This is a genomic window from Actinomycetospora sp. 2LY8.5, from assembly GCF_057180585.1.
The window spans coordinates 48,076-71,496 of sequence record NZ_JBXUHE010000006.1 but is presented as its reverse complement, the minus strand read 5'-3'; the positions used below and the strand labels follow the sequence as shown (position 1 = coordinate 71,496).

At 69.8% G+C, this 23,421-nt stretch carries 14 protein-coding genes and 1 pseudogene; all 15 read right to left on the bottom strand.

Going from position 1 to position 23,421, the window contains the following annotated elements; genetic code table 11:
* Positions 1-9: 9 nt before the first annotated feature.
* The 15 genes and pseudogenes from tuf to AC2A1K_RS10275 all read right to left on the bottom strand — a co-directional run bounded on the left by tuf (position 10) and on the right by AC2A1K_RS10275 (position 23,405).
* Positions 10-1,203, bottom strand: coding sequence for an elongation factor Tu (gene tuf, locus AC2A1K_RS10345; protein ID WP_483896231.1), 1,194 nt, complete (start codon positions 1,201-1,203; stop codon positions 10-12).
* Positions 1,204-1,394: 191 nt separating this feature from the next.
* A complete protein-coding gene (fusA, locus tag AC2A1K_RS10340; RefSeq protein WP_483896230.1) occupies positions 1,395-3,497 on the bottom strand; it encodes an elongation factor G in 2,103 nt (700 codons plus the stop codon).
* Between the two features lie 100 nt (positions 3,498-3,597).
* Entirely contained in the window at positions 3,598-4,068 is a 471-nt protein-coding gene (gene rpsG, locus AC2A1K_RS10335; protein ID WP_274200568.1) for a 30S ribosomal protein S7, read from the bottom strand.
* A 1-nt stretch (position 4,069) separates the two neighbouring features.
* Complete coding sequence (gene rpsL, locus AC2A1K_RS10330; protein WP_116708457.1) at positions 4,070-4,444, bottom strand: 30S ribosomal protein S12; 375 nt, start codon at positions 4,442-4,444, stop codon at positions 4,070-4,072.
* Between the two features lie 594 nt (positions 4,445-5,038).
* On the bottom strand, positions 5,039-8,953 hold the full coding sequence (locus tag AC2A1K_RS10325) for a DNA-directed RNA polymerase subunit beta' (protein ID WP_483896229.1): 3,915 nt from the start codon (positions 8,951-8,953) through the stop codon (positions 5,039-5,041).
* Between the two features lie 115 nt (positions 8,954-9,068).
* Positions 9,069-12,554, bottom strand: coding sequence for a DNA-directed RNA polymerase subunit beta (gene rpoB / locus AC2A1K_RS10320; RefSeq protein ID WP_483896228.1), 3,486 nt, complete (start codon positions 12,552-12,554; stop codon positions 9,069-9,071).
* Positions 12,555-12,972: 418 nt separating this feature from the next.
* Positions 12,973-14,196, bottom strand: coding sequence for a hypothetical protein (locus tag AC2A1K_RS10315; protein WP_483896227.1), 1,224 nt, complete (start codon positions 14,194-14,196; stop codon positions 12,973-12,975).
* A 43-nt stretch (positions 14,197-14,239) separates the two neighbouring features.
* Complete coding sequence (locus tag AC2A1K_RS10310) at positions 14,240-14,734, bottom strand: hypothetical protein (protein WP_483896226.1); 495 nt, start codon at positions 14,732-14,734, stop codon at positions 14,240-14,242.
* A 152-nt stretch (positions 14,735-14,886) separates the two neighbouring features.
* Positions 14,887-16,176: an MCE family protein gene (locus AC2A1K_RS10305; RefSeq protein ID WP_483896225.1), complete on the bottom strand. Its 1,290-nt coding sequence runs from the start codon at positions 16,174-16,176 to the stop codon at positions 14,887-14,889.
* 1 nt (position 16,177) lies between these two features.
* On the bottom strand, positions 16,178-17,368 hold the full coding sequence (locus tag AC2A1K_RS10300) for an MCE family protein (RefSeq protein WP_483896224.1): 1,191 nt from the start codon (positions 17,366-17,368) through the stop codon (positions 16,178-16,180).
* Positions 17,365-18,762: an MCE family protein gene (locus AC2A1K_RS10295; protein WP_483896223.1), complete on the bottom strand. Its 1,398-nt coding sequence runs from the start codon at positions 18,760-18,762 to the stop codon at positions 17,365-17,367. The genes AC2A1K_RS10300 and AC2A1K_RS10295 overlap by 4 nt, the downstream gene beginning before the upstream one ends.
* Positions 18,763-19,142: 380 nt before the next feature.
* Positions 19,143-20,078, bottom strand: a pseudogene (locus tag AC2A1K_RS10290) (MCE family protein); the annotation flags it as partial.
* Entirely contained in the window at positions 20,075-21,115 is a 1,041-nt protein-coding gene (locus tag AC2A1K_RS10285; protein ID WP_483896222.1) for an MCE family protein, read from the bottom strand. The gene AC2A1K_RS10285 and the pseudogene AC2A1K_RS10290, both read right to left, overlap by 4 nt.
* A complete protein-coding gene (locus AC2A1K_RS10280; RefSeq protein ID WP_483896221.1) occupies positions 21,112-22,572 on the bottom strand; it encodes an MCE family protein in 1,461 nt (486 codons plus the stop codon). Before AC2A1K_RS10280 ends, AC2A1K_RS10285 begins: the two co-directional genes overlap by 4 nt.
* A complete protein-coding gene (locus tag AC2A1K_RS10275; RefSeq protein ID WP_378024894.1) occupies positions 22,569-23,405 on the bottom strand; it encodes an MlaE family ABC transporter permease in 837 nt (278 codons plus the stop codon). Before AC2A1K_RS10275 ends, AC2A1K_RS10280 begins: the two co-directional genes overlap by 4 nt.
* Between the last annotated feature and the right edge of the window lie 16 nt (positions 23,406-23,421).

Sequence of the window (23,421 nt, the reverse complement as noted above, 5' to 3'; positions counted from 1 at the left end):
CCTGGTGACCTACTTGTTGATCTTCGTGACCTGACCGGCGCCGACCGTCCGGCCACCCTCACGGATGGCGAACTGGAGGCCCTCCTCCATGGCGATCGGCTGGATCAGCTGCACGGACATCTCCGTGTTGTCCCCGGGCATCACCATCTCGGTGCCCTCCGGGAGCGTCACGACGCCGGTGACGTCGGTGGTCCGGAAGTAGAACTGCGGGCGGTAGTTGTTGAAGAACGGCGTGTGCCGTCCGCCCTCGTCCTTGCCCAGGATGTAGACCTGGCCCTCGAACTCGGTGTGCGGGGTGATCGAGCCGGGCTTGCCGATGACCATGCCGCGCTCGACGTCCTCGCGCTTGATGCCGCGCAGGAGCAGGCCGACGTTGTCGCCGGCGCGACCCTCGTCGAGCAGCTTGCGGAACATCTCGATGCCCGTGGTGGTGGTCTTCGTCGACTTCGCGCGGATGCCGATGATCTCCACCTCCTCGTTCACCTTGACGATGCCGCGCTCGACGCGCCCGGTGACGACGGTGCCGCGACCGGTGATGGTGAAGACGTCCTCGACGGGCATGAGGAACGGCTTGTCGGTGTCACGCTCCGGCGACGGGATGTTGTCGTCGACCGCGTCCATCAGCGACACGATCGCGTTGGCCCACTCGGCGTCACCCTCGAGCGCCTTGAGCGCGGAGACGCGGACCACGGGGAGGTCGTCGCCGGGGAAGTCCTGCGAGCTCAGCAGCTCGCGGACCTCCATCTCGACGAGCTCCATGATCTCCTCGTCGTCGACCATGTCCGCCTTGTTCAGCGCCACCACGATGTAGGGCACGCCGACCTGGCGGGCGAGCAGCACGTGCTCGCGGGTCTGCGGCATGGGGCCGTCGGTGGCGGCCACCACGAGGATGGCGCCGTCCATCTGGGCGGCACCGGTGATCATGTTCTTCACGTAGTCGGCGTGCCCGGGGCAGTCGACGTGCGCGTAGTGGCGCTTCTCGGTCTGGTACTCGACGTGCGCGATCGAGATCGTGATGCCGCGCTGCCGCTCCTCGGGGGCCTTGTCGATCATGTCGAACGCCGAGGCCTGGTTGAGGTCCGGGAACTTGTCGTGCAGCACCTTGGTGATCGCCGCGGTGAGCGTCGTCTTCCCGTGGTCGATATGACCGATCGTGCCGATGTTGACGTGCGGCTTGTTCCGCTCGAACTTGGCCTTCGCCACTGCTCTCGTCCTCCTGGACTTCTGTTCTCCCGGCCTGCCCCTGGTGGTGGGGCGGGCCGGATGGTGCTCGTCGGTGTGGGTCCTGCCGTGTCTCGGAGGACCGAGAGGGCCGACACGAGGCTAGCGAAGGCCTCGTGTCGGCCCGTGACGTGGTCCGCCATCCGGGCCGACACCCGGGGCGCGGACCGGCGTCACTCGCCGGTCGCCTTGGCGATGATCTCCTTGGCCACGTTGGCCGGGACCTCCGCGTAGGACTCGAACTGCATGGAGTAGTTCGCCCGGCCCTGGGTCCGCGACCGCAGGTCGCCGACGTAGCCGAACATCTCCGAGAGCGGGACGATCGCGCGCACGACGCGGCCGCCGGCCCGCTCCTCCATGGCCTGGATCTGGCCACGGCGGGAGTTGAGGTCGCCGATGACGTCGCCCATGTACTCCTCGGGCGTGTTCACCTCGACCGCCATCACCGGCTCGAGGAGCGCGGGGTCGGCCTTGCGGGCGGCCTCCTTGAGCGCCATCGAACCGGCCACCTTGAAGGCCATCTCGGACGAGTCGACCTCGTGGTACTGCCCGTCGAGCAGCGTCAGCTTGAGCCCGACGATCGGGTAGCCGGCCAGGATGCCGTACTGCATCGCGTCCTGGGCGCCCTCGTCCACGGACGGGATGTACTCCCGCGGGACACGGCCACCGGTCACCTTGTTGTCGAACTCGTAGAGCGGACCGTCGGCCGTCTTCTCGAGCGGCTCGAGCTTGATGATGACGCGGGCGAACTGCCCCGAGCCACCGGTCTGCTTCTTGTGCGTGTACTCGTACTTCTCGACCGTCTTCCGGATGGTCTCGCGGTAGGCCACCTGCGGCTTGCCGATGTTGGCCTCGACCTTGAAGTCGGACTTCATCCGGTTGACCAGCACCTCGAGGTGGAGCTCGCCCATCCCCGAGATGATCGTCTGGCCGGTCTCCTCGTCGAGGTTGACCCGGAACGTCGGGTCCTCGTCGGCGAGGCGCTGGATCGCGGTCGACAGCTTCTCCTGGTCGGCCTTCGACTTCGGCTCGACCGCCACCGAGATGACCGGCTCCGGGAAGGTCATCGACTCGAGGATCACCGGGTTCTGCGGGTCGCAGAGGGTGTCACCCGTGGTCGTGTCCTTCAGGCCCACCACCGCGTAGATGTGGCCGGCGCGGGCCTCGTCGACCGGGTTCTCCTTGTTGGAGTGCATCTGCAGCAGCTTGCCGATGCGCTCCTTCCGGTCCTTGGTCGAGTTGATGATCTGCGTGCCCTGGGCGAGCTTGCCCGAGTACACGCGGACGTAGGTCAGCTTCCCGTAGAACGGGTGCGCGGCGATCTTGAACGCGAGCGCGGAGAAGGGCTCGTCGGTCGTCGCGTGGCGCTGGACGGGCGTCTCGCCGTCGAGCAGCGTGCCGTTGACCGCGGGGACGTCGGTCGGCGCGGGGAGGTAGGCGATGACGGCGTCGAGCATCGGCTGGACGCCCTTGTTCTTGAACGCCGACCCGCAGAGCACCGGGTAGTAGTCGCCGGTGACCGTCACGGCGCGGATGCCGTGCTCGATCTCCTCGACCGTGAGCTCCTCGCCGGCGAAGTAGCGCTCCATGAGCGCCTCGTCGTTCTCGGCGATCGACTCGATCAGCGCGGTGCGGTACTCCTCGACCTCGTCCGCGCGGTCGGCCGGGATCTCCTCGATCGCGTAGTCCTCGCCCTTGGAGACCTCGCCGCGCCAGGTCAGCGCCCGCATGCGAACCAGGTCGATGACGCCGTAGAACTCCGACTCCGACCCCAGCGGCAGCTGCAGGACCAGCGGCTTCGCGCCGAGGCGCTCCTTGATGGTCCGCACGGTGAAGTAGAAGTCCGCGCCGAGCTTGTCCATCTTGTTGACGAAGCAGATGCGCGGGACGTTGTAGGTGTCGGCCTGGCGCCACACCGTCTCGGACTGCGGCTCGACGCCCTCCTTGCCGTCGAAGACGGCGACCGCGCCGTCCAGGACGCGCAGGGAGCGCTCCACCTCGACCGTGAAGTCGACGTGACCGGGTGTGTCGATGATGTTGATCTGGTGGTCTTTCCAGAAGCAGGTCGTCGCGGCGGACGTGATCGTGATGCCGCGCTTCTGCTCCTCCTCCATCCAGTCCATCGTGGCCGCGCCGTCGTGGACCTCACCGAGCTTGTAGTTGATGCCGGTGTAGAACAGGACGCGCTCGGTCGTGGTGGTCTTGCCCGCGTCGATGTGGGCCATGATCCCGATGTTGCGGACCTTGCCCAGGTCGGTCAGCACGTCGCGTGCCACGAGATTCCTCTTCCCGTCGGTTCGTCGCCGCGGGTCCCGCGGCGGGTCTTCCCCGATCGGTGGGGGGCCCGGATGGTTCGCACCCGGGCGCCCCGCCCGATCACCAGCGGTAGTGCGCGAACGCCTTGTTCGACTCCGCCATCTTGTGCGTGTCCTCGCGGCGCTTGACGCTCGCGCCCAGGCCGTTCGAGGCGTCGAGCAGCTCGTTGGTGAGCCGCTCGATCATGGTCTTCTCCCGGCGCGCCCGGGAGTACGTGATCAGCCAGCGCAGGCCGAGCGTGGTCGAGCGACCGGCCCGGACCTCGATCGGCACCTGGTAGGTCGCGCCACCGACGCGGCGGCTGCGGACCTCGAGGGCCGGCTTCACGTTGTCGAGCGCGCGCTTGAGCGTGACGACCGGGTCGGCGCCGTTGCGCTCCCGGCAGCCCTCCATCGCGCCGTAGACGATGCGCTCGGCCAGCGAGCGCTTGCCGTCCACGAGCACCTTGTTCACCAGCTGGGTCACCAGCGGCGACCCGTAGACCGGGTCGGCGACGAGCGGACGCTTCGGAGCGGGTCCCTTGCGCGGCATGTCAGCTCTTGTCCTTCTTCGTCCCGTAACGGCTGCGGGCCTGCTTGCGGTTCTTGACCGCCTGCGTGTCCAGCGCACCGCGAATGATCTTGTAGCGAACGCCCGGCAGGTCCTTCACACGACCGCCGCGCACGAGCACGATCGAGTGCTCCTGCAGGTTGTGGCCCTCACCGGGGATGTAGGCCGTGACCTCGATGCCGTTCGAGAGCCGGACGCGCGCGACCTTGCGCAGCGCGGAGTTCGGCTTCTTCGGCGTGGTGGTGTAGACGCGCGTGCAGACGCCGCGGCGCTGCGGGCTCCCCTTGAGGGCCGCGGTCTTGGTCTTCTCGACCTTGTCCTCGCGGCCCCGTCGGACCAACTGCTGGATGGTGGGCATCGACCGGCTGTTTCCGTTCCTCTGCTGCTGTCTTGATCGGGCTCGTGTGTCCGCGCCCGGAGGGACCGGCGTCTCGGCCGGCCAGGGCGAGGGGCGCCGCGGGCTCCCGGGGAGGGAGCCGGCGCACCGCACACCCACCGGCACGCGGAACGACCCGACCACGTCGGGCACTGCTTCCCAGCGTACGCGCCTGCACGAGAGCAGCTCGCAGCGGGTCGGATCAGGGTCCGGATGCCGCCCACAGCGGCCCGGCAACGCCGTCGGTGTCCTGCGCCGCGGCCCCTCGGACGTCCTCGACCTGTCCCTCGCGGGTGGCCATGCCGACGCGGGTGAGAGCACCGCACCGACCGGACTGGACGCGAGGATACCGACACCGCCGCGACCCGCAAGCCGCACCGCGCCGTCACCTCACGTGTGTGACAACGCCGACCGGGCCCCGCTCGTTCCGGCCGAGGGCGACCTTCGCCCGTCTACCCGACCGAAGGTGACCTTCGCTCGAAACGGGGTGAGCAACGGACCCCGCACACGCGACGGAGGGCGCCCCCGCGGTGCGGGGACGCCCTCCGGTGTCGTGCGTGGACTACGGCTCGACGGTCAGCGGAACTGCCCGAAATCGTAGTCGTCGAGCGGCACGGCCGCGCCCGTGCCCGAGCCGAAGACGTCCGGGGCGTAGTACCCGTCGTCGTAGCTGGGCAGGGCGTAGGCCGCCGCGCGCGCCTCCTCGGTGGGCTGGACCTGGATGTTCCGGTACCGGTTGATGCCGGTACCGGCCGGGATCAGCTTGCCGATGATGACGTTCTCCTTCAGCCCCACGAGGCTGTCGGACTTCCCCTCGATCGCCGCGTTGGTCAGGATGCGCGTCGTCTCCTGGAAGGAGGCCGCGGACAGCCAGGACTCGGTGGCCAGCGAGGCCTTCGTGATGCCCATCAGCACCGGGCGGGCCGCCGCCGGGTCGCCGCCCTCGGAGACCACCTTGCGGTTGGCCGCCTCGAACTCGGCGCGGTCGACGACGCCACCGGGCAGGAACTCGGTGGCGCCTGAGTCGATGATCGTCACCCGGCGGAGCATCTGCCGGACGATGACCTCGATGTGCTTGTCGTGGATGGACACACCCTGCGACCGGTACACCTTCTGCACCTGGTCGACGAGGTGCAGCTGCACCTCGCGAGGGCCCATCACGCGCAGGACCTCGTGCGGGTCGGCCGTGCCCTCGAGCAGCTGCTGGCCGACGCCGACGTGGTCGCCGTCCTGCAGCGGGCGCTCGGACCCGTCGACCGTGAGGGTCGCGAGCCGCTGGCGCTTGGACAGCTTGTCGTAGACGACCTCCTCGCTCCCGTCGTCCGGGATGAGGGTGATCTTCCAGAACTTGTCGCCGTCCTCGAGCTGGATGCGGCCGTCCACGTCGGCGATGGGCGCCTTGCCCTTCGGGACGCGGGCCTCGAAGAGCTCCTGCACACGCGGCAGACCCGTGGTGATGTCCTCACCCGCGACGCCACCGGTGTGGAAGGTGCGCATCGTCAGCTGGGTGCCGGGCTCACCGATCGACTGCGCGGCGACGATGCCGACCGCTTCGCCGACGTCGACGAGCTTGCCGGTCGCCAACGAGCGGCCGTAGCACATCGCGCAGACGCCCTGGGCCGAGTCGCAGGTCAGGACGCTGCGGACGCGAACCTTGCCGACGCCGGCGGCCAGGAGGGTGTCGATCGCCTGCTGGCCGATGTCGGCGCCGCGGCCGAGCAGCTCGTTGCCGGCGTCGTCGGTGACGGCCGAGGCCGCCGTCCGCGTGTAGACGCTGGTGTCGACGTGCACGTCGCGGACGAGCCCGGTCCCCGCGGCGTCCTCCGAGCCGATCGGCATCGGGATGCCGCGCTCGGTGCCGCAGTCGATCTCGCGGACGATGACGTCCTGCGAGACGTCGACCAGGCGCCGGGTCAGGTAGCCCGAGTCGGCGGTGCGCAGCGCGGTGTCGGCGAGACCCTTGCGCGTGCCGTGGGTCGAGATGAAGTACTCGACCACCGAGAAGCCCTCGCGGAAGTTGGACTTGATCGGCCGCGGGATGAACTCACCCTTCGGGTTCGCGACCAGGCCCTTCATGCCCGCGAGCTGGCGCACCTGGGTCATGTTGCCGGCCGCGCCGGAGGCCACGATCCGCGAGATCGAGTTGTCGGCGGGGAAGTAGTCCTCCATCGCCTTGGCCACCTCCTCGGTGGCCTGGCCCCAGATGCGCACCATCTCGTCGTTGCGCTCCTGGTAGGAGAGCGCACCGCGCTGGTAGCGCTTGTTGACCTGCTCCGCGCGGCCCTCGTACTCGTCGAGGATCTCCTGCTTGCGCGGGGGCACGACGACGTCGTCGATGGCGATGGTGACGCCCGAGCGCGTGGCCCAGTGGAAGCCGGCGTCCTTGAGCCGGTCCAGGGTCATCGCGACCTCGGTCATCGAGTACCGCTCGGCCAGGTCGTTGATGATCGCGGCCTGGCGCTTCTTCGGGAGCTGGTCGTTGACGAAGGGGTAGTCCTCCGGCAGCAGCTCGTTGAAGAGCACCCGGCCCAGCGTGGTGTCGGCGAGCCACGGCTTGCCGGGCTCGTACTCCCCGTTGGTCATCCCCGGGCCGGGCACGACGGTGCCGTCCACGCGGATCTTCGCCGGGGCCTGCAGGTCGAGCGTGCCCAGGTCGTAGGCCATGATCGCCTCGGAGGGCGACGAGAAGGCCTGGCCCTCGCCGGTGGCGCCCTCGCGCCGCTGGGTCAGGTAGTACAGGCCGGTCACCATGTCGAGGCGCGGCATGGCCAGCGGCTTGCCCGACGCCGGCGACAGGATGTTGTTCGCCGACAGCATGAGGATGCGGGCCTCGGCCTGCGCCTCGGCGGACAGGGGCAGGTGGACCGCCATCTGGTCGCCGTCGAAGTCGGCGTTGAACGCCTCGCAGACCAGCGGGTGGAGCTGGATCGCCTTGCCCTCGACCAGCTGCGGCTCGAAGGCCTGGATGCCGAGGCGGTGCAGCGTGGGTGCCCGGTTCAGCATGACCGGGTGCTCGTTGATGACCTCCTCGAGCACGTCCCAGACCTGGCCGCGCTGGCGCTCGACCATCCGCTTCGCGGACTTGATGTTCTGGGCGTGGTTGAGGTCGACCAGCCGCTTCATGACGAACGGCTTGAACAGCTCGAGCGCCATCTGCTTGGGCAGGCCGCACTGGTGCAGCTTGAGCTGCGGGCCGACGACGATGACCGAACGGCCCGAGTAGTCGACGCGCTTGCCGAGCAGGTTCTGGCGGAACCGGCCCTGCTTGCCCTTGAGCAGGTCGGACAGCGACTTGAGCGGGCGGTTGCCCGGCCCGGTCACCGGCCGGCCGCGGCGGCCGTTGTCGAACAGCGCGTCGACGGCCTCCTGCAGCATCCGCTTCTCGTTGTTGACGATGATCTCGGGCGCGCCGAGGTCGATCAGTCGCTTGAGACGGTTGTTGCGGTTGATGACCCGGCGGTACAGGTCGTTGAGGTCCGACGTCGCGAAGCGGCCACCGTCGAGCTGCACCATCGGGCGCAGGTCCGGCGGGATGACCGGGACGCAGTCGAGCACCATGCCGGTGGGCCGGTTGCCGGTGGCCTGGAAGGCCGCGACGACCTTGAGCCGCTTGAGCGCGCGCAGCTTGCGCTGCCCCTTGCCGCTGCGGATGGTCTCGCGGAGGTTGTCGGCCTCGGCGTCGATGTCGAAGGTCTCCAGGAGCTTCTGGATCGCCTCGGCACCCATGGCACCGGTGAAATAGTCCGCGTAGCGGTCGTAGAGCTCGCGGTAGAGCGTCTCGTCCGAGATCAGCTGGCCCCGGTCGAGCTTGGTGAACGTGGTCCAGACCTCGTCGAGGCGGTCGATCTCGCGCTGCGCACGGTCGCGCAGCTGGCGCATCTCGCGCTCGCCGCCCTCCTTGACCTTGCGACGCACGTCGGACTTCGCGCCCTCGGCCTCGAGCTCGGCGACGTCGCTCTCGAGCTTCTGCGCGCGGGCCTCGAGGTCGTTGTCGCGCTGGGTCTCGAGGCGCTTGCGCTCCCCGGAGATCTCGTTCTCCAGCGTCGACTGGTCGTTGTGCCGCTGCTCGGTGTTCACCTCGGTGATCACGTAGGCAGCGAAGTAGATGATCTTCTCGAGGTCCTTGGGCGCCAGGTCCAGCAGGTAGCCGAGGCGCGACGGGACACCCTTGAAGTACCAGATGTGCGTGACGGGCGCGGCCAGCTCGATGTGGCCCATGCGCTCGCGGCGCACCTTGGCCCGGGTCACCTCGACGCCGCAGCGCTCGCAGATGATGCCCTTGAAGCGGACACGCTTGTACTTACCGCAGTAGCACTCCCAGTCCCGGGTGGGGCCGAAGATCTTCTCGCAGAAGAGGCCGTCCTTCTCGGGCTTGAGCGTGCGGTAGTTGATGGTTTCGGGCTTCTTGACCTCGCCGAAGGACCACTGGCGGATGTCGTCGGCGGTGGCCAGACCGATCCGCAGCTCGTCGAAGAAGTTGACGTCGAGCAAAGGTTCTCCCCTGGATGGGTGAGCTGTTTTCTAGAGGGGTCCGCACAGTCGGAGGGCTCCGCCCCCCGACGACCCCCCGGGCCGGGTCACCCCGGCGCCGAGGGGTCGCGAGGCACTAATTCACGACGTCGTCGACCGACGGCGACTCGTTGCGGGACAGGTTGATGCCGAGGTTCGCGGCCGCGCGCTCGAGGTCCTCGTCGTCGCCGTCGCGCATCTCGATGGCGGCGCCGTCGCTCGACAGCACCTCCACGTTGAGGCAGAGCGACTGGAGCTCCTTGAGCAGCACCTTGAACGACTCGGGGATGCCCGGCTCGGGGATGTTCTCGCCCTTGACGATGGCCTCGTAGACCTTCACGCGGCCGAGCACGTCGTCGGACTTGATGGTCAGCAGCTCCTGCAGCGTGTAGGCCGCGCCGTAGGCCTGCATGGCCCAGCACTCCATCTCGCCGAAGCGCTGACCGCCGAACTGCGCCTTCCCGCCCAGCGGCTGCTGGGTGATCATCGAGTACGGGCCCGTGGAGCGGGCGTGGATCTTGTCGTCCACCAGGTGCAGCAGCTTGAGGATGTACATGTAGCCCACCGCGATCTGGTGCGGGTAGGGCTCGCCGGTACGTCCATCGAAGATCTGCGCCTTGCCGTCCTCGCCGACCAGCCGCACGCCGTCGCGGTTGGGCAGCGTCGAGGAGAGCAGACCCGAGATCTCCGCCTGGCGGGCACCGTCGAACACCGGCGTCGCGGTGTTCGTGTCCGGCTCCACCCGGCGCATGTCGTCGGGCATGCTCACGGCCCACTCGGCCGTGTTGTCCGGATCGACCTCCCAGCCGCTCTTGGCGATCCACCCGAGGTGGGTCTCGAGCACCTGGCCGATGTTCATCCGTCGCGGCACACCGTGGGTGTTGAGGACGATGTCGACCGGCGTCCCGTCGGCGAGGAACGGCATGTCCTCGACCGGCAGGATCTTGCCGATGACGCCCTTGTTGCCGTGGCGGCCGGCGAGCTTGTCGCCCTCGGAGATCTTGCGCTTCTGGGCCACGTAGACGCGGACCAGCTCGTTGACCCCGGGCGGCAGCTCGTCGTCGTCGTCGCGGGAGAACACCCGGATGCCGATGACCTTGCCGGTCTCGCCGTGCGGGACCTTCAGCGAGGTGTCGCGCACCTCGCGCGCCTTCTCACCGAAGATGGCGCGCAGCAGGCGCTCCTCCGGGGTCAGCTCGGTCTCGCCCTTCGGCGTCACCTTGCCGACGAGGATGTCGCCGTCCGCGACCTCGGCGCCGATGCGGATGATGCCGCGCTCGTCGAGGTCGGCCAGGACCTCCTCGGAGACGTTCGGGATGTCCCGGGTGATCTCCTCGGCGCCCAGCTTGGTGTCGCGGGCGTCGATCTCGTGCTCCTCGATGTGGATCGAGGTCAGGACGTCGTCCTGCACGAGGCGCTGCGACAGGATGATCGCGTCCTCGTAGTTGTGGCCCTCCCACGGCATGATCGCCACGAGCAGGTTCTTCCCGAGGGCCATCTCGCCGTCCTCGGTGCACGGCCCGTCGGCGAGGACCTGGCGGGCCTCGACGCGGTCGCCCTCCGAGACGATCGGCTTCTGGTTGATGCAGGTGCCCTGGTTGGACCGCGTGAACTTGTGGAGACGGTGGGTCGTCCGCTGACCCTCGTCGTCCATGATCGTGATGTAGTCCGCGCAGAGCTCCTCGACCACGCCGCCGCGGTCGGTGGCGATGACGTCACCGGCGTCGACGGCGGCCCGCAGCTCCATGCCCGTGCCGACCAGCGGCGACTCGGAGCGCAGCAGCGGCACCGACTGGCGCTGCATGTTGGCGCCCATGAGCGCGCGGTTGGCGTCGTCGTGCTCGAGGAACGGGATCATGGCCGTCGCGACCGACACCATCTGGCGCGGCGAGACGTCCATGTAGTCGACGCGCGCCGGCGCGATGAGGTCGACGTCGCCGCCCTTGCGCCGGACCAGGACGCGGTCCTCGGCGAAGTGCCCGTCGCCGTCGAGCGGCGCGTTGGCCTGCGCGACGACGAAGCGGTCCTCCTCGTCGGCGGTCAGGTAGTCGATCTGGTCGGTGACGACCCCCTCGACGACCTTGCGGTACGGCGTCTCGATGAAACCGAACGGGTTGACCCGCGCGAAGCTCGACAGCGACCCGATCAGGCCGATGTTCGGGCCTTCCGGCGTCTCGATCGGGCACATGCGGCCGTAGTGCGACGGGTGGACGTCGCGGACCTCCATGCCCGCACGCTCACGGGACAGACCGCCCGGACCGAGCGCCGAGAGCCGGCGCTTGTGGGTCAGGCCCGCGAGCGGGTTGGTCTGGTCCATGAACTGCGAGAGCTGCGAGGTGCCGAAGAACTCCTTGATCGCGGCCACGACCGGCCGGATGTTGATCAGGGTCTGCGGCGTGATCGCCTCGACGTCCTGCGTCGTCATGCGCTCGCGCACGACGCGCTCCATGCGGGAGAGACCCACCCGGATCTGGTTCTGGATGAGCTCGCCGACGGTGCGCAGGCGGCGGTTGCCGAAGTGGTCGATGTCGTCGGTCTCGACGGGGATCTCGCCGGAGCCGTCGGGTGCGGACACCTCGGTCTCCCCCGCGTGCAGGCGCACGAGGTAGGAGATCGTGTTGATGATGTCGTCCTCGGTCAGCGTGCCGGTGGACGGCTCGACGTCCGACCCCAGCTTCTTGTTGACCTTGTAGCGGCCGACCTTCGCCAGGTCGTAGCGCTTGTCCTTGAAGAAGAGGTTCTCCAGGAGCGTCTGGGCGCTCTCGCGCGTCGGCGGCTCGCCCGGACGCAGCTTGCGGTAGATGTCGAGCAGGGCTTCGTCCTGCCCGGCGGTGGAGTCCTTCTCCAGGGTGGCCAGCAGCGTCTCGGAGAAGTGGAACTTCTCCTGGATCTGCTCGGTGGTCCAGCCGAGGGCCTTCAGCAGCACGGTGACCGGCTGACGGCGCTTGCGGTCGATGCGGACCCCGACCGTGTCGCGCTTGTCGACGTCGAACTCCAGCCACGCGCCGCGGCTGGGGATGATCTTGACGCTGAAGACGTCCTTGTCGGTCGTCTTGTCGACCGTGCGGTCGAAGTACACACCCGGCGAACGGACGAGCTGCGAGACGACGACGCGCTCGGTGCCGTTGATGATGAAGGTGCCCTTGTCGGTCATCACGGGGAAGTCGCCCATGAAGACCGTCTGGCTCTTGATCTCACCGGTGGTGTTGTTGGTGAACTCGGCCGTGACGAACAGCGGCGCCGAGTACGTCATGTCCTTGTCCTTGCACTCCTCGACGGAGGCCTTGACCTCGTCGAAGCGCGGGTCGGAGAAGGACAGGCTCATCGAGCCGGAGAAGTCCTCGATGGGGGAGATCTCGGAGAGGACCTCCTCCAGGCCACCGACGGGGAGATCCTCACCCGCCTCCACGCGACGCTCGAACCACTCCTCGCTACCGACCAGCCACTCGAAGGACTGGGTCTGGAGCGAGAGCAGGTCGGGAACCTCGAGGGGCTGGTCCAGCTTGGCGAAGGAAACCCGGGTGGGCGCCCCGGGGAACGACGCGTGGTGGTTCGAGACCTTGGTGGCGCGGGTAACTGCCAAGATGCGTCCTTCCGGAACAACGCTGTCTGAACGCTGTCAGTAGCTTCACCGTCCGGAGGGCAGCGCAGCGCCCCGGTCGGCGTGGACGCGGCCCGGGCGTCGGCATACGGGAGAGCACAACAGACGTAGGGCAGCGCGATCCGACAGTCTAGCCATGCATCATGGCACCTGTCGAACGGGCCCCCCTCGTGACACGCCGGAGGAGGAGCGTCCGCACGAAGCGGGATCGACCTCCGGGGTCTGACGCAGGGGCGCCGCGCTGCGAACAGAGTGACCGCCCGTGCCCTCGGAGTCAAGTGGGGCGCGCTGGGTGTCGCCCGGCCAGCACGGCGGACCCGGCGCAGGTCAGCGCACATGCCGACGAAACCGGGCGGGCCACGATCAGGGCGTGGCCCGCCCGGCGCGCCGCGGAACGGATCTACCGGTTCGTCGTGAGGGGGGTCAGCTCGGCGAGCTTCCAGCGTCCGTCGACGCGCTCCATGTCGAGGCGCAGCAGCCCCGGAGCATTCGTCGACTGGCCCGTCGTGGTGCGCTGAGCGGAGAACTGGGTGAGCGCCATGAGCGTCGCGCGGTCCCCGCGCAGCGTCGTCACGCCGATGTTCACGACCGCCGCCGTCTGCCGCAGCTGCTGCTGCTGGGCCGGCTGCCGGATGGTCTGGTCGAACACCGACATGTAGCGGTCGGCGAACCGCCCGGTCGACATCGTCCGCGCGGCGTCGGCCGAGTCGTCGAGGCGGGAGAAGTCGTACGAGAAGATCTTCTCGATCGCCTCGCGGCTCTGCCCGACGAGCTCAGCGGTGCCGCCGACGTCGATGACGGCCTGGTTGCTCACCGGCCCCGTCGTCCAGGCCTCACGACCCTTCCAGAAGGCGAGGCCGCCGAGGACGAGGCAGACCACGATCGCCACGACCAGCGTGACCGGCAGGGCCCGCGACCCGGCGAAGCGGCCGAGGGCCTCCCGCTGGCGCACGAACCGCTGCGGCTTCGCCTTGGCCGGGGCCGTCCGGACGCGGGTGGCCTTCGCGGGCTGCTGCTCCTCCGCGGGCACGGCGCGCGGGGTCATCCGCGTGCCGCGGCGGGCGCGGTTGGTGCGCGGTGCCGTGGCGGGCGTCGCGGCCGTGGCGGCCGTGGCGGCAGTGGCTCCCGTGGCGACGACCGACTTGGCGTCACCGTCCCCGGCGTCCCCGGCGTCCCCGGCCGTCTCGGTGGACGTCGTGGACGTCGCGGACGTCTCCGCCGCCGTCACGGCCGTGTCGGCGGCCGTCGCGGGCTCCGCGGTGGCCGTGTCGCCGCCCTCGGTGTTCGTCTCCGCGTCGGCCGGCGTCGGCAGCGCCGTCGTCTCGGCCTTCGCGGTGGCCGCGTCGGGCTCGGCGTCGTGGGGCTCGGCGTCGTGGGGCTCGGCGTCGTGGGGCTCGGCGTCGTCCGGCGACGTCTCGGCCGGGGCCGCCTCCGTCGGCGACTCGACCGGCGACTCGGCGGGAGACTCGACCGGGGCGTCGAGGCGGTCGGAGACCTCGGGCGCCTCGACGTCGTCGCCGGGCGGCGCGGTGGCGCCCGCGTGGGCGTGCTGGCGGAGTCCGGCGACCTTCGGGCGGCGGCTCGTGGAGCCGGGCTTGGTGCGGGAGCGGGGTGGCACGGTCACTCTCCCCTTCTCAGACGGGCCGAGTCTCTGGTCGGCCGCGGCGCTACTGCTGTCCGGTCGAGGGCGTCGCCTTGGCGGCCTTCCAGCCGTCCGGCGTGCGGATCATCTCGACGAGGAACAGCTGCTGCTTGGACTGGGGCTGCGCCGTGGCGCTGCGGGCGTTGACGTCGATCGCGACGACCGCCGAGGCCGTGGGCGGCTCGTGGGCGGGGTCGAACGCGGTCAGGGCCGACGAGACCGGGGTTGCGATGACCTCGGCCTGCGACTGGCGCAGGTTCTCGGCGAACTGCTGCCGCACCCGCTGGTACTCGCCGAGCATCGGCTCCGTCAGCGACGACTGGGCGGCCTCGAGGTCCGCGTCCAGCGTCGACGGCCGCACCGTGTTGATGTTGACGACGATCTGCTCGGCGGCGTCGGTGGCCTCGTCTCGCATGGCGGCGGCGCTCGCGTCGTCGCTCTGGGTCCCGGTCCACCAGTAGACGCCGCTGGCGACCGCGGCGGCGAGCGCCAGGACCGTCAGGACGGCGAGCACGGTCACCAGACGCCGGCGGCGCTGCTCGGGGGTCGCCGCCTTCTTCGTGGACGCGTCGGTCTCGGGGGCCTTCCGGGCCGTCGTCGGGGACGTGGCGCTCAGCTCCTCAGGTCGTCCGCCGGGCTGTGGGGAGCGCCCGACGGGGTCGTGCTCTCCGGTCAGTCGGTGCCGAGCCCCGGGATGATCACCGGGGGCGCGCCGCGCGTGCTGCCCTCGAGGACACCGCTCGGCGGTAGCGAGGCCAGCGCAGCTGTGTCCTGCTGCTCATTCTGCGACGAGCCGGTTCCACCGGCCTCGGCGGGGCCCCGGGAGTTCTCGGAGTCGTACGGCGCGGGCAGGTTCTGGGCGCCCCGGACGTTGATCGGCGGCGCCTCGTTGCACCGGACGCTGGTGTCCATGGGGATGAAATCCTTCGCCGTCGCCGGCCGCCACCCCGCGTCGGGCTGGAGGTAGCCCTCGCGGCAGTACGGGGGGTCGGCGACGTTGAGCACGAGACCGAAGTGCACGCGCCCGTCGGGTCCCGGGTCCTCGGCGTCCTGGAGCACCGACGGCGCCGCCGCCGAGAGCGCCGGGTAGGTGACGAGCACCTGTTCGATCCCCGACTGCCGGGGCTCGAGGATGCGGGACACCGTCAGCAGGTTGGCGATCACCCGGCTCAGGTCCGGTCCGACGTCGCGGATCAGGCCCTCGAGCTGCTGGGCCGCCGGTGGCGCCGACTGCACCAGGCGGCGGAGGTTCGGGTCGTCGGCCTTGAGCTGCGCGGTGAACAGCTGCAGGTCCCGGCTGAAGGACGTGATCTGCGGTCCGAGCGAGGCCTGGGTGTTGAGCACGATCCGGCCGTCGCGCAGCAGCTGACGGAAGGTCGGCAGGTTCGCGATGGCCGCGGGGACCAGGGCGTTGGTGCCGTCCAGCAGGCGCTGGAGGTCCGGGCCGGCCCGGTCGAAGGCGTTGAAGAGCTCGTCGACGGTCGTGCGGAGCTCGGGCAACGGCACCGAGGTCGCCAGCGCGTTGACGTTCTTGAGCAGCTCGTCGACGGGCACCGGAGTGCGCGTGCGCTCCACCGGGATGATCGATCCGTCGTCGAGATAGGGACCGTCGTCGTTCGGCGGCCGCAGGTCGACGTACTGCTCGCCGACCGCGGACCGGTTGGCGACAACGGCGAGCGCCGACGCCGGGATGTCCGGGGAGTCCTGCTCGATCTCGAGGTCGACCTCGAGGCCCTGCGGCGTGACCCGCATGTCCCCGACCTTGCCGATCTCGACGCCGCGGTAGCTCACCGACGCGTCCGGGAAGATGCCGCCCGAGTCCGCGAACTGGACCTTCACGGTGTACGGGCCGAGACCGATCAGCGAGTCGGCGCCGACGTAGCGCACGCCGACGTAGACGATGCCCACGATCGAGATGACCGCGAACAGCGCGACGAGCCGCAGCGTCTTCGTCCCGATCACGTCAGTTCCCTCCGCCGAGGCCAGGCAGCTGGGGAACCAGCCCGGCGGTGTTCTGGGAGCCTCGCTGCCCCGCCTCATCACCGGTCCCGCCACCCGGTTGCGGCGTCGTGCCGGGCTGCTGCAGCAGTTTGAAGATCGCGTCGGTGCCCGGCACCTGGTTGGTGTTCAGCAGTGTCGTCAGGAGGCTCTGGAGGTTGATCTGGACGCTGACGTCGATGTTCGCGAAGTCGCCCTTGACGACGTTGAGCGAGTTGTCCGCGAAGGGGATCGTCAGCAGGATCTGCAACGACCCCGGCAGCGCGTCCCCGGCCTCGACGAGGTTCCGGAGGATCGGCTGGAGAGCCCGGAGATCCGCCACGGTGTTGGCCTGACTGCGCCGGATGACGTCGGTGCCGACGTCGGAGAGCCGGTTCAACGACTGCAGCGTCTCGACGAGCAGGCCGCGCTGCTGGTTGAGCACGTCGAGACCGGGTCCGAGGTTGTCGATGACGTTGGCGATCCGGGCCCGCTGGTCGACGAGCGTCCGGGTGAGCCGCTCGAGCGAGTCGATCGCGCGCACGATGTCGGCCTTCTGCCGGTCGAGCGTCCCGACGAGCGTGTCGAGGTTGTTCAGCAGGGCGCGCAGCTGCTCCTCGTTGCCCGACGTCGCCGCGTTGACCTCGCGGGCGATGGTCTGGATCTTCTCGACACCACCGCCGTTGAGCAGCAGCGACAGTGCGCCGAGGACCTCCTCGACCTGCGCTCCGACGTCGGTCTGGTCGACGGGGATCGTCGCACCGTTCGCCAGACGGCCCTGCGGCGGCGCGGTCGGCGAGGGCAGCAGCTCGACGAACTTCTCACCGAGGAGGCTGGTCTGGCGCAACCGTGCCGTCGCGTTCGCCGGCAGGGCGACCGCGCCGTTGACGTCGACCACGACCTGCGCCGTCCAGCCGTCGGGCGCCAGCGACACCTCGCGGACGACCCCCACCGGCACGTCGTTGACGCGCACGCTGTTGTTGGGCACGAGGTCGACGACGTTGGTGAACTGCGCCGTCACCGTGTACGGGTTCGGCCCGAGAGCCGCGCCGCCGGGGAGCGGGACGTCCTGGATCGCTTGGAGGCCGCAGCCCGACAGGGCGACCACCGCCACGGCGAGCAGCGTCGCCAGCCGCGTGCGGCGCCCCGCCGACGGCGCACCGTTGCGTGCGGTCATCGGTCACCTCCGACCGTCTCGAAGCCGAGGATGCCGCTGCCGGGCTGGGTCGGGGCCGCATCGCCGACCCCGTCGCCGCCCTCACCGGTCGTCCCGCCGTTCGCCCCCGCGGCCTGTCCACCCGTGCCGGCTCGGCCACCGTTCGCGAGCGCGGTGATCGGCACGAGCGCGTCGAGCGATGGCTGGCTGTTCAGCAGTTCGAGCAGGTTCTGGATCGGGGCGAGGGACACGCCGAGCGGCGAGTTGTTGACGACCTCGCCCTCCGCGTTGGTCCCGCCGAGGAGCGCACCACACACGACCGACGCGCGAGCGACGTTCGTGAGGAGCGGGTCGGCGGGCCCGGCCAGGGCGTCCGGGAGGCCGGGCTGGTTGGCGAGCAGGTTGCAGAGCAGAGCACGCGGGTCGAGACCGCCGCCGAGGAGCTCGGGCGCCAGCACCGGCCGCACGTCGAGCGTCCCGGAGCGGGCGTTGTACGAATTCGTCAGGTTCCCGAGCGCCAGCGGCGCGACGTTGGCGAACTCGGTGACCGCCCGGCGCTGGCGCACGAGGATGTCCGTGATGTTCCGCAGACGTCCGACGTCGGTGCGCAGGATGTCGCGGTTGTCCCGGATGAACCGGGCGACGTCGTCCAGCGCCGGCGGCAGCGTCCGGAGGACCGTGGAGAGGTCGCCCCGCTCCGAGGCGAGGAAGCCGGAGATGTCCGCGAGCTGGTTGTTGAGGTCGCGGACCGCGCCGTCGTTGCGGGCGAGCATGTTCGTGAACTGGCCGAGGTTGTCGACCGTCGCGAACAGGTTGTCGCGGTTGTCGGCGAGGGTGCCGACGGCGCCGCCGAGCTCCTGGATGGTGCTCTTGAGCAGCTCACCGTTGCCGCCGAGGGCACCGGCCGACGACCGCAGGAGCTCGTTGAGCGCGCCCGCCTGGTTCGCGCCGTTCGGCCCGAGCGACCGAGCGATCTGGTCGAGGCTCTGGTAGACGCGGTCGAGCTCGACCGGCGTGCTGGTGCGCTCGACCGGGATCACGGCACCGTCCGCGAGTTGCGGTCCGTTCTCGTAGGTCGGGCCGAGCTGGACGTACCGGTCGCTGACCAGCGTCGGAGCGACGATGACGGCTTGGGCGTCGGCGCGGACCGGGGCGTCGTTGTCGACCTTGAGCACGACGCGGACGACGTCGCCCTGGGGGATGATGTCGTCGACCTTCCCCACCGGGATGCCCTGGATCGTCACCTCGTTGTCGACGTAGAGGCCGACGGTGTTGTCGAAGTAGGCCGTGACCGTGCGCTGACTCCCGCGCTGCAGCGCGTACCAGAGGCCCGCGGTCGCGAGGAGGGCCAGCACCAGCGCGACCGACAGCGTGCGGGCCGCGCTCTCGAAGAACGTGACGAAGCGGTTCGGCATCAGTTGCCCCCGCCTTCGCCGCCGCCGGCGGGTGCCGCGCCCGCGCCGGGCAGGAGGCCGCCGCCGGCGCCCTGCGTCAGCGCCTCGGTCAGCGCGTTCACGTCCGGCACTCCGTTCGGGAAGAGGATCTGCAGCTGCTGGGGGGTGAGTGCACCCGGGGTGTCCGGACTCCCGAGGAGCTGCTGGAGCTGGGTCAGCTGAGCCGGGTTCAGGCCCGCGATGACCTGCGGCAGCTCCTGCAGCGTGGGCAGCGCCGGCAGCCCGAGCACGGCGAGCGCGTTCTGCAGGATCTGGGTCAGCAGCTGCGGGTCGAACAGCCCGGTCAGGCTGGCGGGGTCGAGGCTCGAGCCCGGGTCGCAGTTCTGGTCCAGCGGCGGGTCGAGGTTGCAGATGTAGGCGTCGAACCAGCGCCCGTTGCCGACGACGTTGGCGAACACCCGCGCGAAGGGCGCCAGCAGCCGCAGACCGTTCTCGAGGTTCGCGGAGTTCTCCTCGAGCGTGCGCAGCACGCCGTCGAGCGACTCGAGCGTGGGCCGCAGCGTCGCCTCGTTGTCGGCGACCAGGCCACGCAGCTGCGCGGCCAGCGCGATCGTCCCGTCGAGCAGGTTGTCGATCGCGGCCTTGCGGGCGCGCAGCTCCGAGAGCAGCAGGTTCCCGTCGTTGATGAGCCGCTCGATCTCGCCGTCGCGGTCGGCGAGCACCTGGGTGGTGGTCCGGGTGTTCGCCAGCAGGCGGGCGAGCTCCTGGTCGCGCGAGGAGATCGTGCGCGACAGGCGGCTCAGGCCGTCCAGTGCGCCGCGCACCGGGCCCGCCGCGCCGTCGAGGGTCTCGGACAGGACGCCGAGGCTCTGGGCGAGCTGGTTCGTGTCGAGATCCTCGACCGTCGTCGACAGCTGCGAGAAGGCCTGGATGACGTCGAACGGCGCCCGGGTGCGGTTGCGCGGGATCCCCTGGTCGGGGTCCAGCGGCTGGTCGCCCGCGGGTTCGAGCGCGATGTACTTCTGCCCGAGCACCGTCTTGATCTCGATCGAGGCGGAGGTCCGGTTGCCGATCCAGGCGTCCGGCGCCTTGAACGACACGACGACGTCGCTGCCCTCGAGCGTGAGGTCGGTGACCGTCCCGATGCGGATGCCCGCGATGCGGACGTCGTCGTCGGGCTGCACACCGGCCGACTCGCTGAAGCGGGCCGTGTACGTGGGGCCCTGCCCGATGAGGGGCAGGTCCCGGATGTTCAGCGACGCGGCGGTGAGCAGCAGCAGGATCACCAGGCTGGCCGCGCCGATGGGGAGCGGGTTCCGCTTGCGGAACGGCTTCATCCTTGGCATCGGTTCGCCGTATCCGGGAGTTGGATGATGGACCCGAGGTCGATGGGCGGCAGCGGCAGCGGGTCGAAGCTGACGTTGCCGCCGACGGCGCAGAGATAGAAGTTGAACCAGGAGCCGTAGCTCCCGGCACGACCGATGTTGTTCGCCTTCTGCGGCGTTCTCACCAGGAAGTTCTCCACGAGACCCCGGTTGCGGTTGAGGTTGTCCGACAGCCGGCCCAGCTGGACGATGTCGTCGCGCAGCGGCGGGCGCGCCTCCTCGAGGAGACCGGCCGTCGTCGTGGTGAGGTCCGCGATCGGCTGCAGGGTCTCGCCGATCCGCACCCGGTCCGCCGCGAGGCCGCTGACGAGCTGTTGCAGCGACACGATGAGCCCGGACAGACGCTCGTCACGGGCGTTGACCGTGTCGAGCACCGTGTTCAGGTTGTTGATCAGCGACCCGATGACGGCGTCGCGGTCGGCGATCGTCGCGGTCAGCGACGCCGTGCGGGCGAGCAGCGAGTTCACCGTGCCGCCCTCGCCCTGGAGCACCTGGATGATCTCGAACGACAGCTGGTTGATGTCGTTCGGGCTCAGCGCCTGGAACAGCGGCTTGAAGCCGTTGAACACCACGGTGAGGTTGAGCGGCGGACGCGTCTGGTTCACCGGGATCGTCGCGCCCGGCTGGAGAGTCGCGTTCATCGGGCCGTTGCCGCGGGCGACCTCGAGGTACCGCTGGCCCACGAGGTTCTGGTACTTGATCGAGAAGATCGAGCCGACGGGGAGCTTCCGGTTCTGGTCGACCGAGAACGTCACCTCGGCGACGTTGCGGTCGACCAGCGCGACCTCGGAGACCTGGCCGACGCGGACGCCCGCGATGCGGACGTCGCTGCCCGCGATCAGCCCGGACGCGTCGGTGAAGCGCGCCTTGTAGTCCTCGGTGCCGCCGAAGTACGTGTTCTGGATCGCCGTGAGCAGCAGGGCGACCGACAGCACCGTGACGAGCGTGAAGATCCCCAGCTTGATCAGGGGTGCGGCGAGGCCTCTCATCGGACCACCGCCTGCGCGCCGCGCAGCGTCGCCGCGGACAGGTACGGGGCGAAGGACGGCACCTGCGCCGGGCGCACGCCCATCTGCATGGCCGTCACCTCGGTCACCAACTGCCGCTCCTGCGGTGAGTTGGGCGTGTTGGGCAGGCCGATGTTGGCGCCGTCGACACGGCCCGGCGCGGCCTGCCCGGTGGTCTGTCCGCCGTCCGAGGGCCGCCGCGCCGAGGCCTGGGAGTCGTCGCCCGTCTGGGAGTCCTCGTCGATGGCGTCGTCCTGGCCGCCGGCGTAGGCGTCCTCGGTGGCCGCCGTCGGGTCGGGCGGGATCGACCCGTCACGGATCGGGCCGCCGGGCGGGAACTGCGGGGCCTGGCCCTCGATCTGGTAGCAGCGCGGCCCGCGGTCGTCGAGGTACTGCGGCTCCTCGCCGGGCACGAACTTGCCGTTGTCGATCGTGATCTCGGCCTCGATCTGGATACCGGTATCCGACCTCAACACGTTGTTGATCAACGGGGTGACGTCGGTCAACTGTCGGAACAGGCACGGGAACTCCGAGCTATACCGCGCGAGCAGTTCCAACGTCGGTCGCGCCGAGGCCGCGAGAGCGATGATGTTGTCCCGGTTCGCGACGAGGAAGTCCGTCGTCACGTTCGACGCCGACGTCACCGAGCGGAACGTCGATTCGAACGCCGCGCGCTGCTCGACGAGCGTGCGGCTCGTCGTCACCAGGTTGTCGAGGGCCAGGATCAGGTCCGGGGCTGCCTGGTTGTAGATGTCCGCGGTCGGTGCCAGGGCCCGCAGGTTCGCCTGCAGGTCGGGCAGCGCCGGCTGGAGCCCCTCGACGTACTGGTTGAGCAGCACCAGCGTGTCGCCCAGCTGCTCACCCCGGCCCGAGAGCGCCTGCGAGACCGCGCCGAGGGTGTCCGAGAGTTTCTGCGGCTGCACCGCGGTGAGAACCGGCAGCAGGTTGTTGAGGACCTCTTCGGTCTCGGTGGCGTTCTCCGAGCGGTCCTGGGCGATCGTGTCGCCCTCCTGCAGCGGCCGCGAGCTCGCGTTCGGCGGGATCGCCAGCGCCACGTAGCGCTCGCCGAAGAGCGTCTTCGGGATCAGCGTCGCCGTGGTGTTGCTCGGGATCGTGGGCAGGAAGTCGGGATCCATCGCCATCTCGACGACCGCGCCCGACCCGTCGGCGTCGACGGAGGTGATCTCGCCGACGATGACGCCGCGGACCTTCACGTCGCCCTGCTTGGAGAGCTGGTTGCCCACCGTCGCGGTACGCAGGTAGACGGTCTCGGTCGACTTGAACACCTTGTTGAAGTTCGCCAGACACAGCCCGACGATCAGCACGATCACCAGCAGCAACGCAATGCCCATGAGGCGGCGACGCAGCGGGCTCAGCGGCGGGCGCTTGTCCTTCACCGGCGGCGCGTACTCCTCGCGCTCCTGCGTCGGGGCGCTCATCCGGCGATCCTGATCGAGGTCGTGGTGCCCCAGATGGCCAGCGTGAGCAGGTTGTCGAGGACGGTGAAGATGACGATCGAGTTCCGCACCGCGTTGCCGACGGCGACGCCCACGCCGGCGGGCCCGCCGCTGGCGTTGTAGCCGTAGAAGCAGTGGATGAGGATGATCGCCAGGGCGAAGACCAGCACCTTGCCGAACGAGTACAGGACGTCCTGGGGCGGCAGGAACAGGTTGAAGTAGTGGTCGTAGGTCCCCGGCGACTGCGTGTAGAAGTTCGTGACCAGCAGCCGAGCGGCCAGGTACGACGCCACCAGGCCGATGACGTAGAGCGGGATGACCGCGATGAAGCCGGCGACCACGCGCGTCGTGACGAGGAACGGCAGCGACGGCACCGCCATGACCTCGAGGGCGTCGATCTCCTCCGACACACGCTGGGCGCCGAGCTGGGCGGTGAAGCCGGCGCCGACCGTCGCGGACAGCGCCAGCGCCGACACCAGCGGCGCGACCTCACGGGTGTTGAAGTACGCGGTGACGAAGCCGGAGAACGCCGACGTCCCGATCTGGTTCAGCGCCGAGTAGCTCTGCAGGCCGACGACCGAGCCGGTGAAGAAGGTCAGCGTGGCGACGATGACGACCGTGCCGCCGATGAGGGCGAGCGCGCCCGACCCGAACGCCACCTCGGTGAGCAGCCGGAGAACCTCGCGCCGGTAGCGCGTCACGGACTTCGGGATCCAGCCGAGGGTGCGCGCGTAGAACGACGCCTGGTCGCCGAGGGTGTCGAGGACACCGAGCGGCGCGTCGACGGCACGACGTGCGCGAGAAGTGATCGTCATCGAATCCTGGCCTGGG

Excerpts from the sequence above, each read along its gene's own strand:
- AC2A1K_RS10275 (WP_378024894.1), bottom strand. The coding sequence starts at position 23,405 with ATGACGATCACTTCTCGCGCACGTCGTGCCGTCGACGCGCCGCTCGGT.
- AC2A1K_RS10300 (WP_483896224.1), bottom strand. The coding sequence starts at position 17,368 with ATGACCGCACGCAACGGTGCGCCGTCGGCGGGGCGCCGCACGCGGCTG.
- rpsG (WP_274200568.1), bottom strand. The coding sequence starts at position 4,068 with ATGCCGCGCAAGGGACCCGCTCCGAAGCGTCCGCTCGTCGCCGACCCG.
- AC2A1K_RS10285 (WP_483896222.1), bottom strand. The coding sequence starts at position 21,115 with ATGAGAGGCCTCGCCGCACCCCTGATCAAGCTGGGGATCTTCACGCTC.
- AC2A1K_RS10280 (WP_483896221.1), bottom strand. The coding sequence starts at position 22,572 with ATGAGCGCCCCGACGCAGGAGCGCGAGGAGTACGCGCCGCCGGTGAAG.
- rpsL (WP_116708457.1), bottom strand. The coding sequence starts at position 4,444 with ATGCCCACCATCCAGCAGTTGGTCCGACGGGGCCGCGAGGACAAGGTC.
- AC2A1K_RS10295 (WP_483896223.1), bottom strand. The coding sequence starts at position 18,762 with ATGCCGAACCGCTTCGTCACGTTCTTCGAGAGCGCGGCCCGCACGCTG.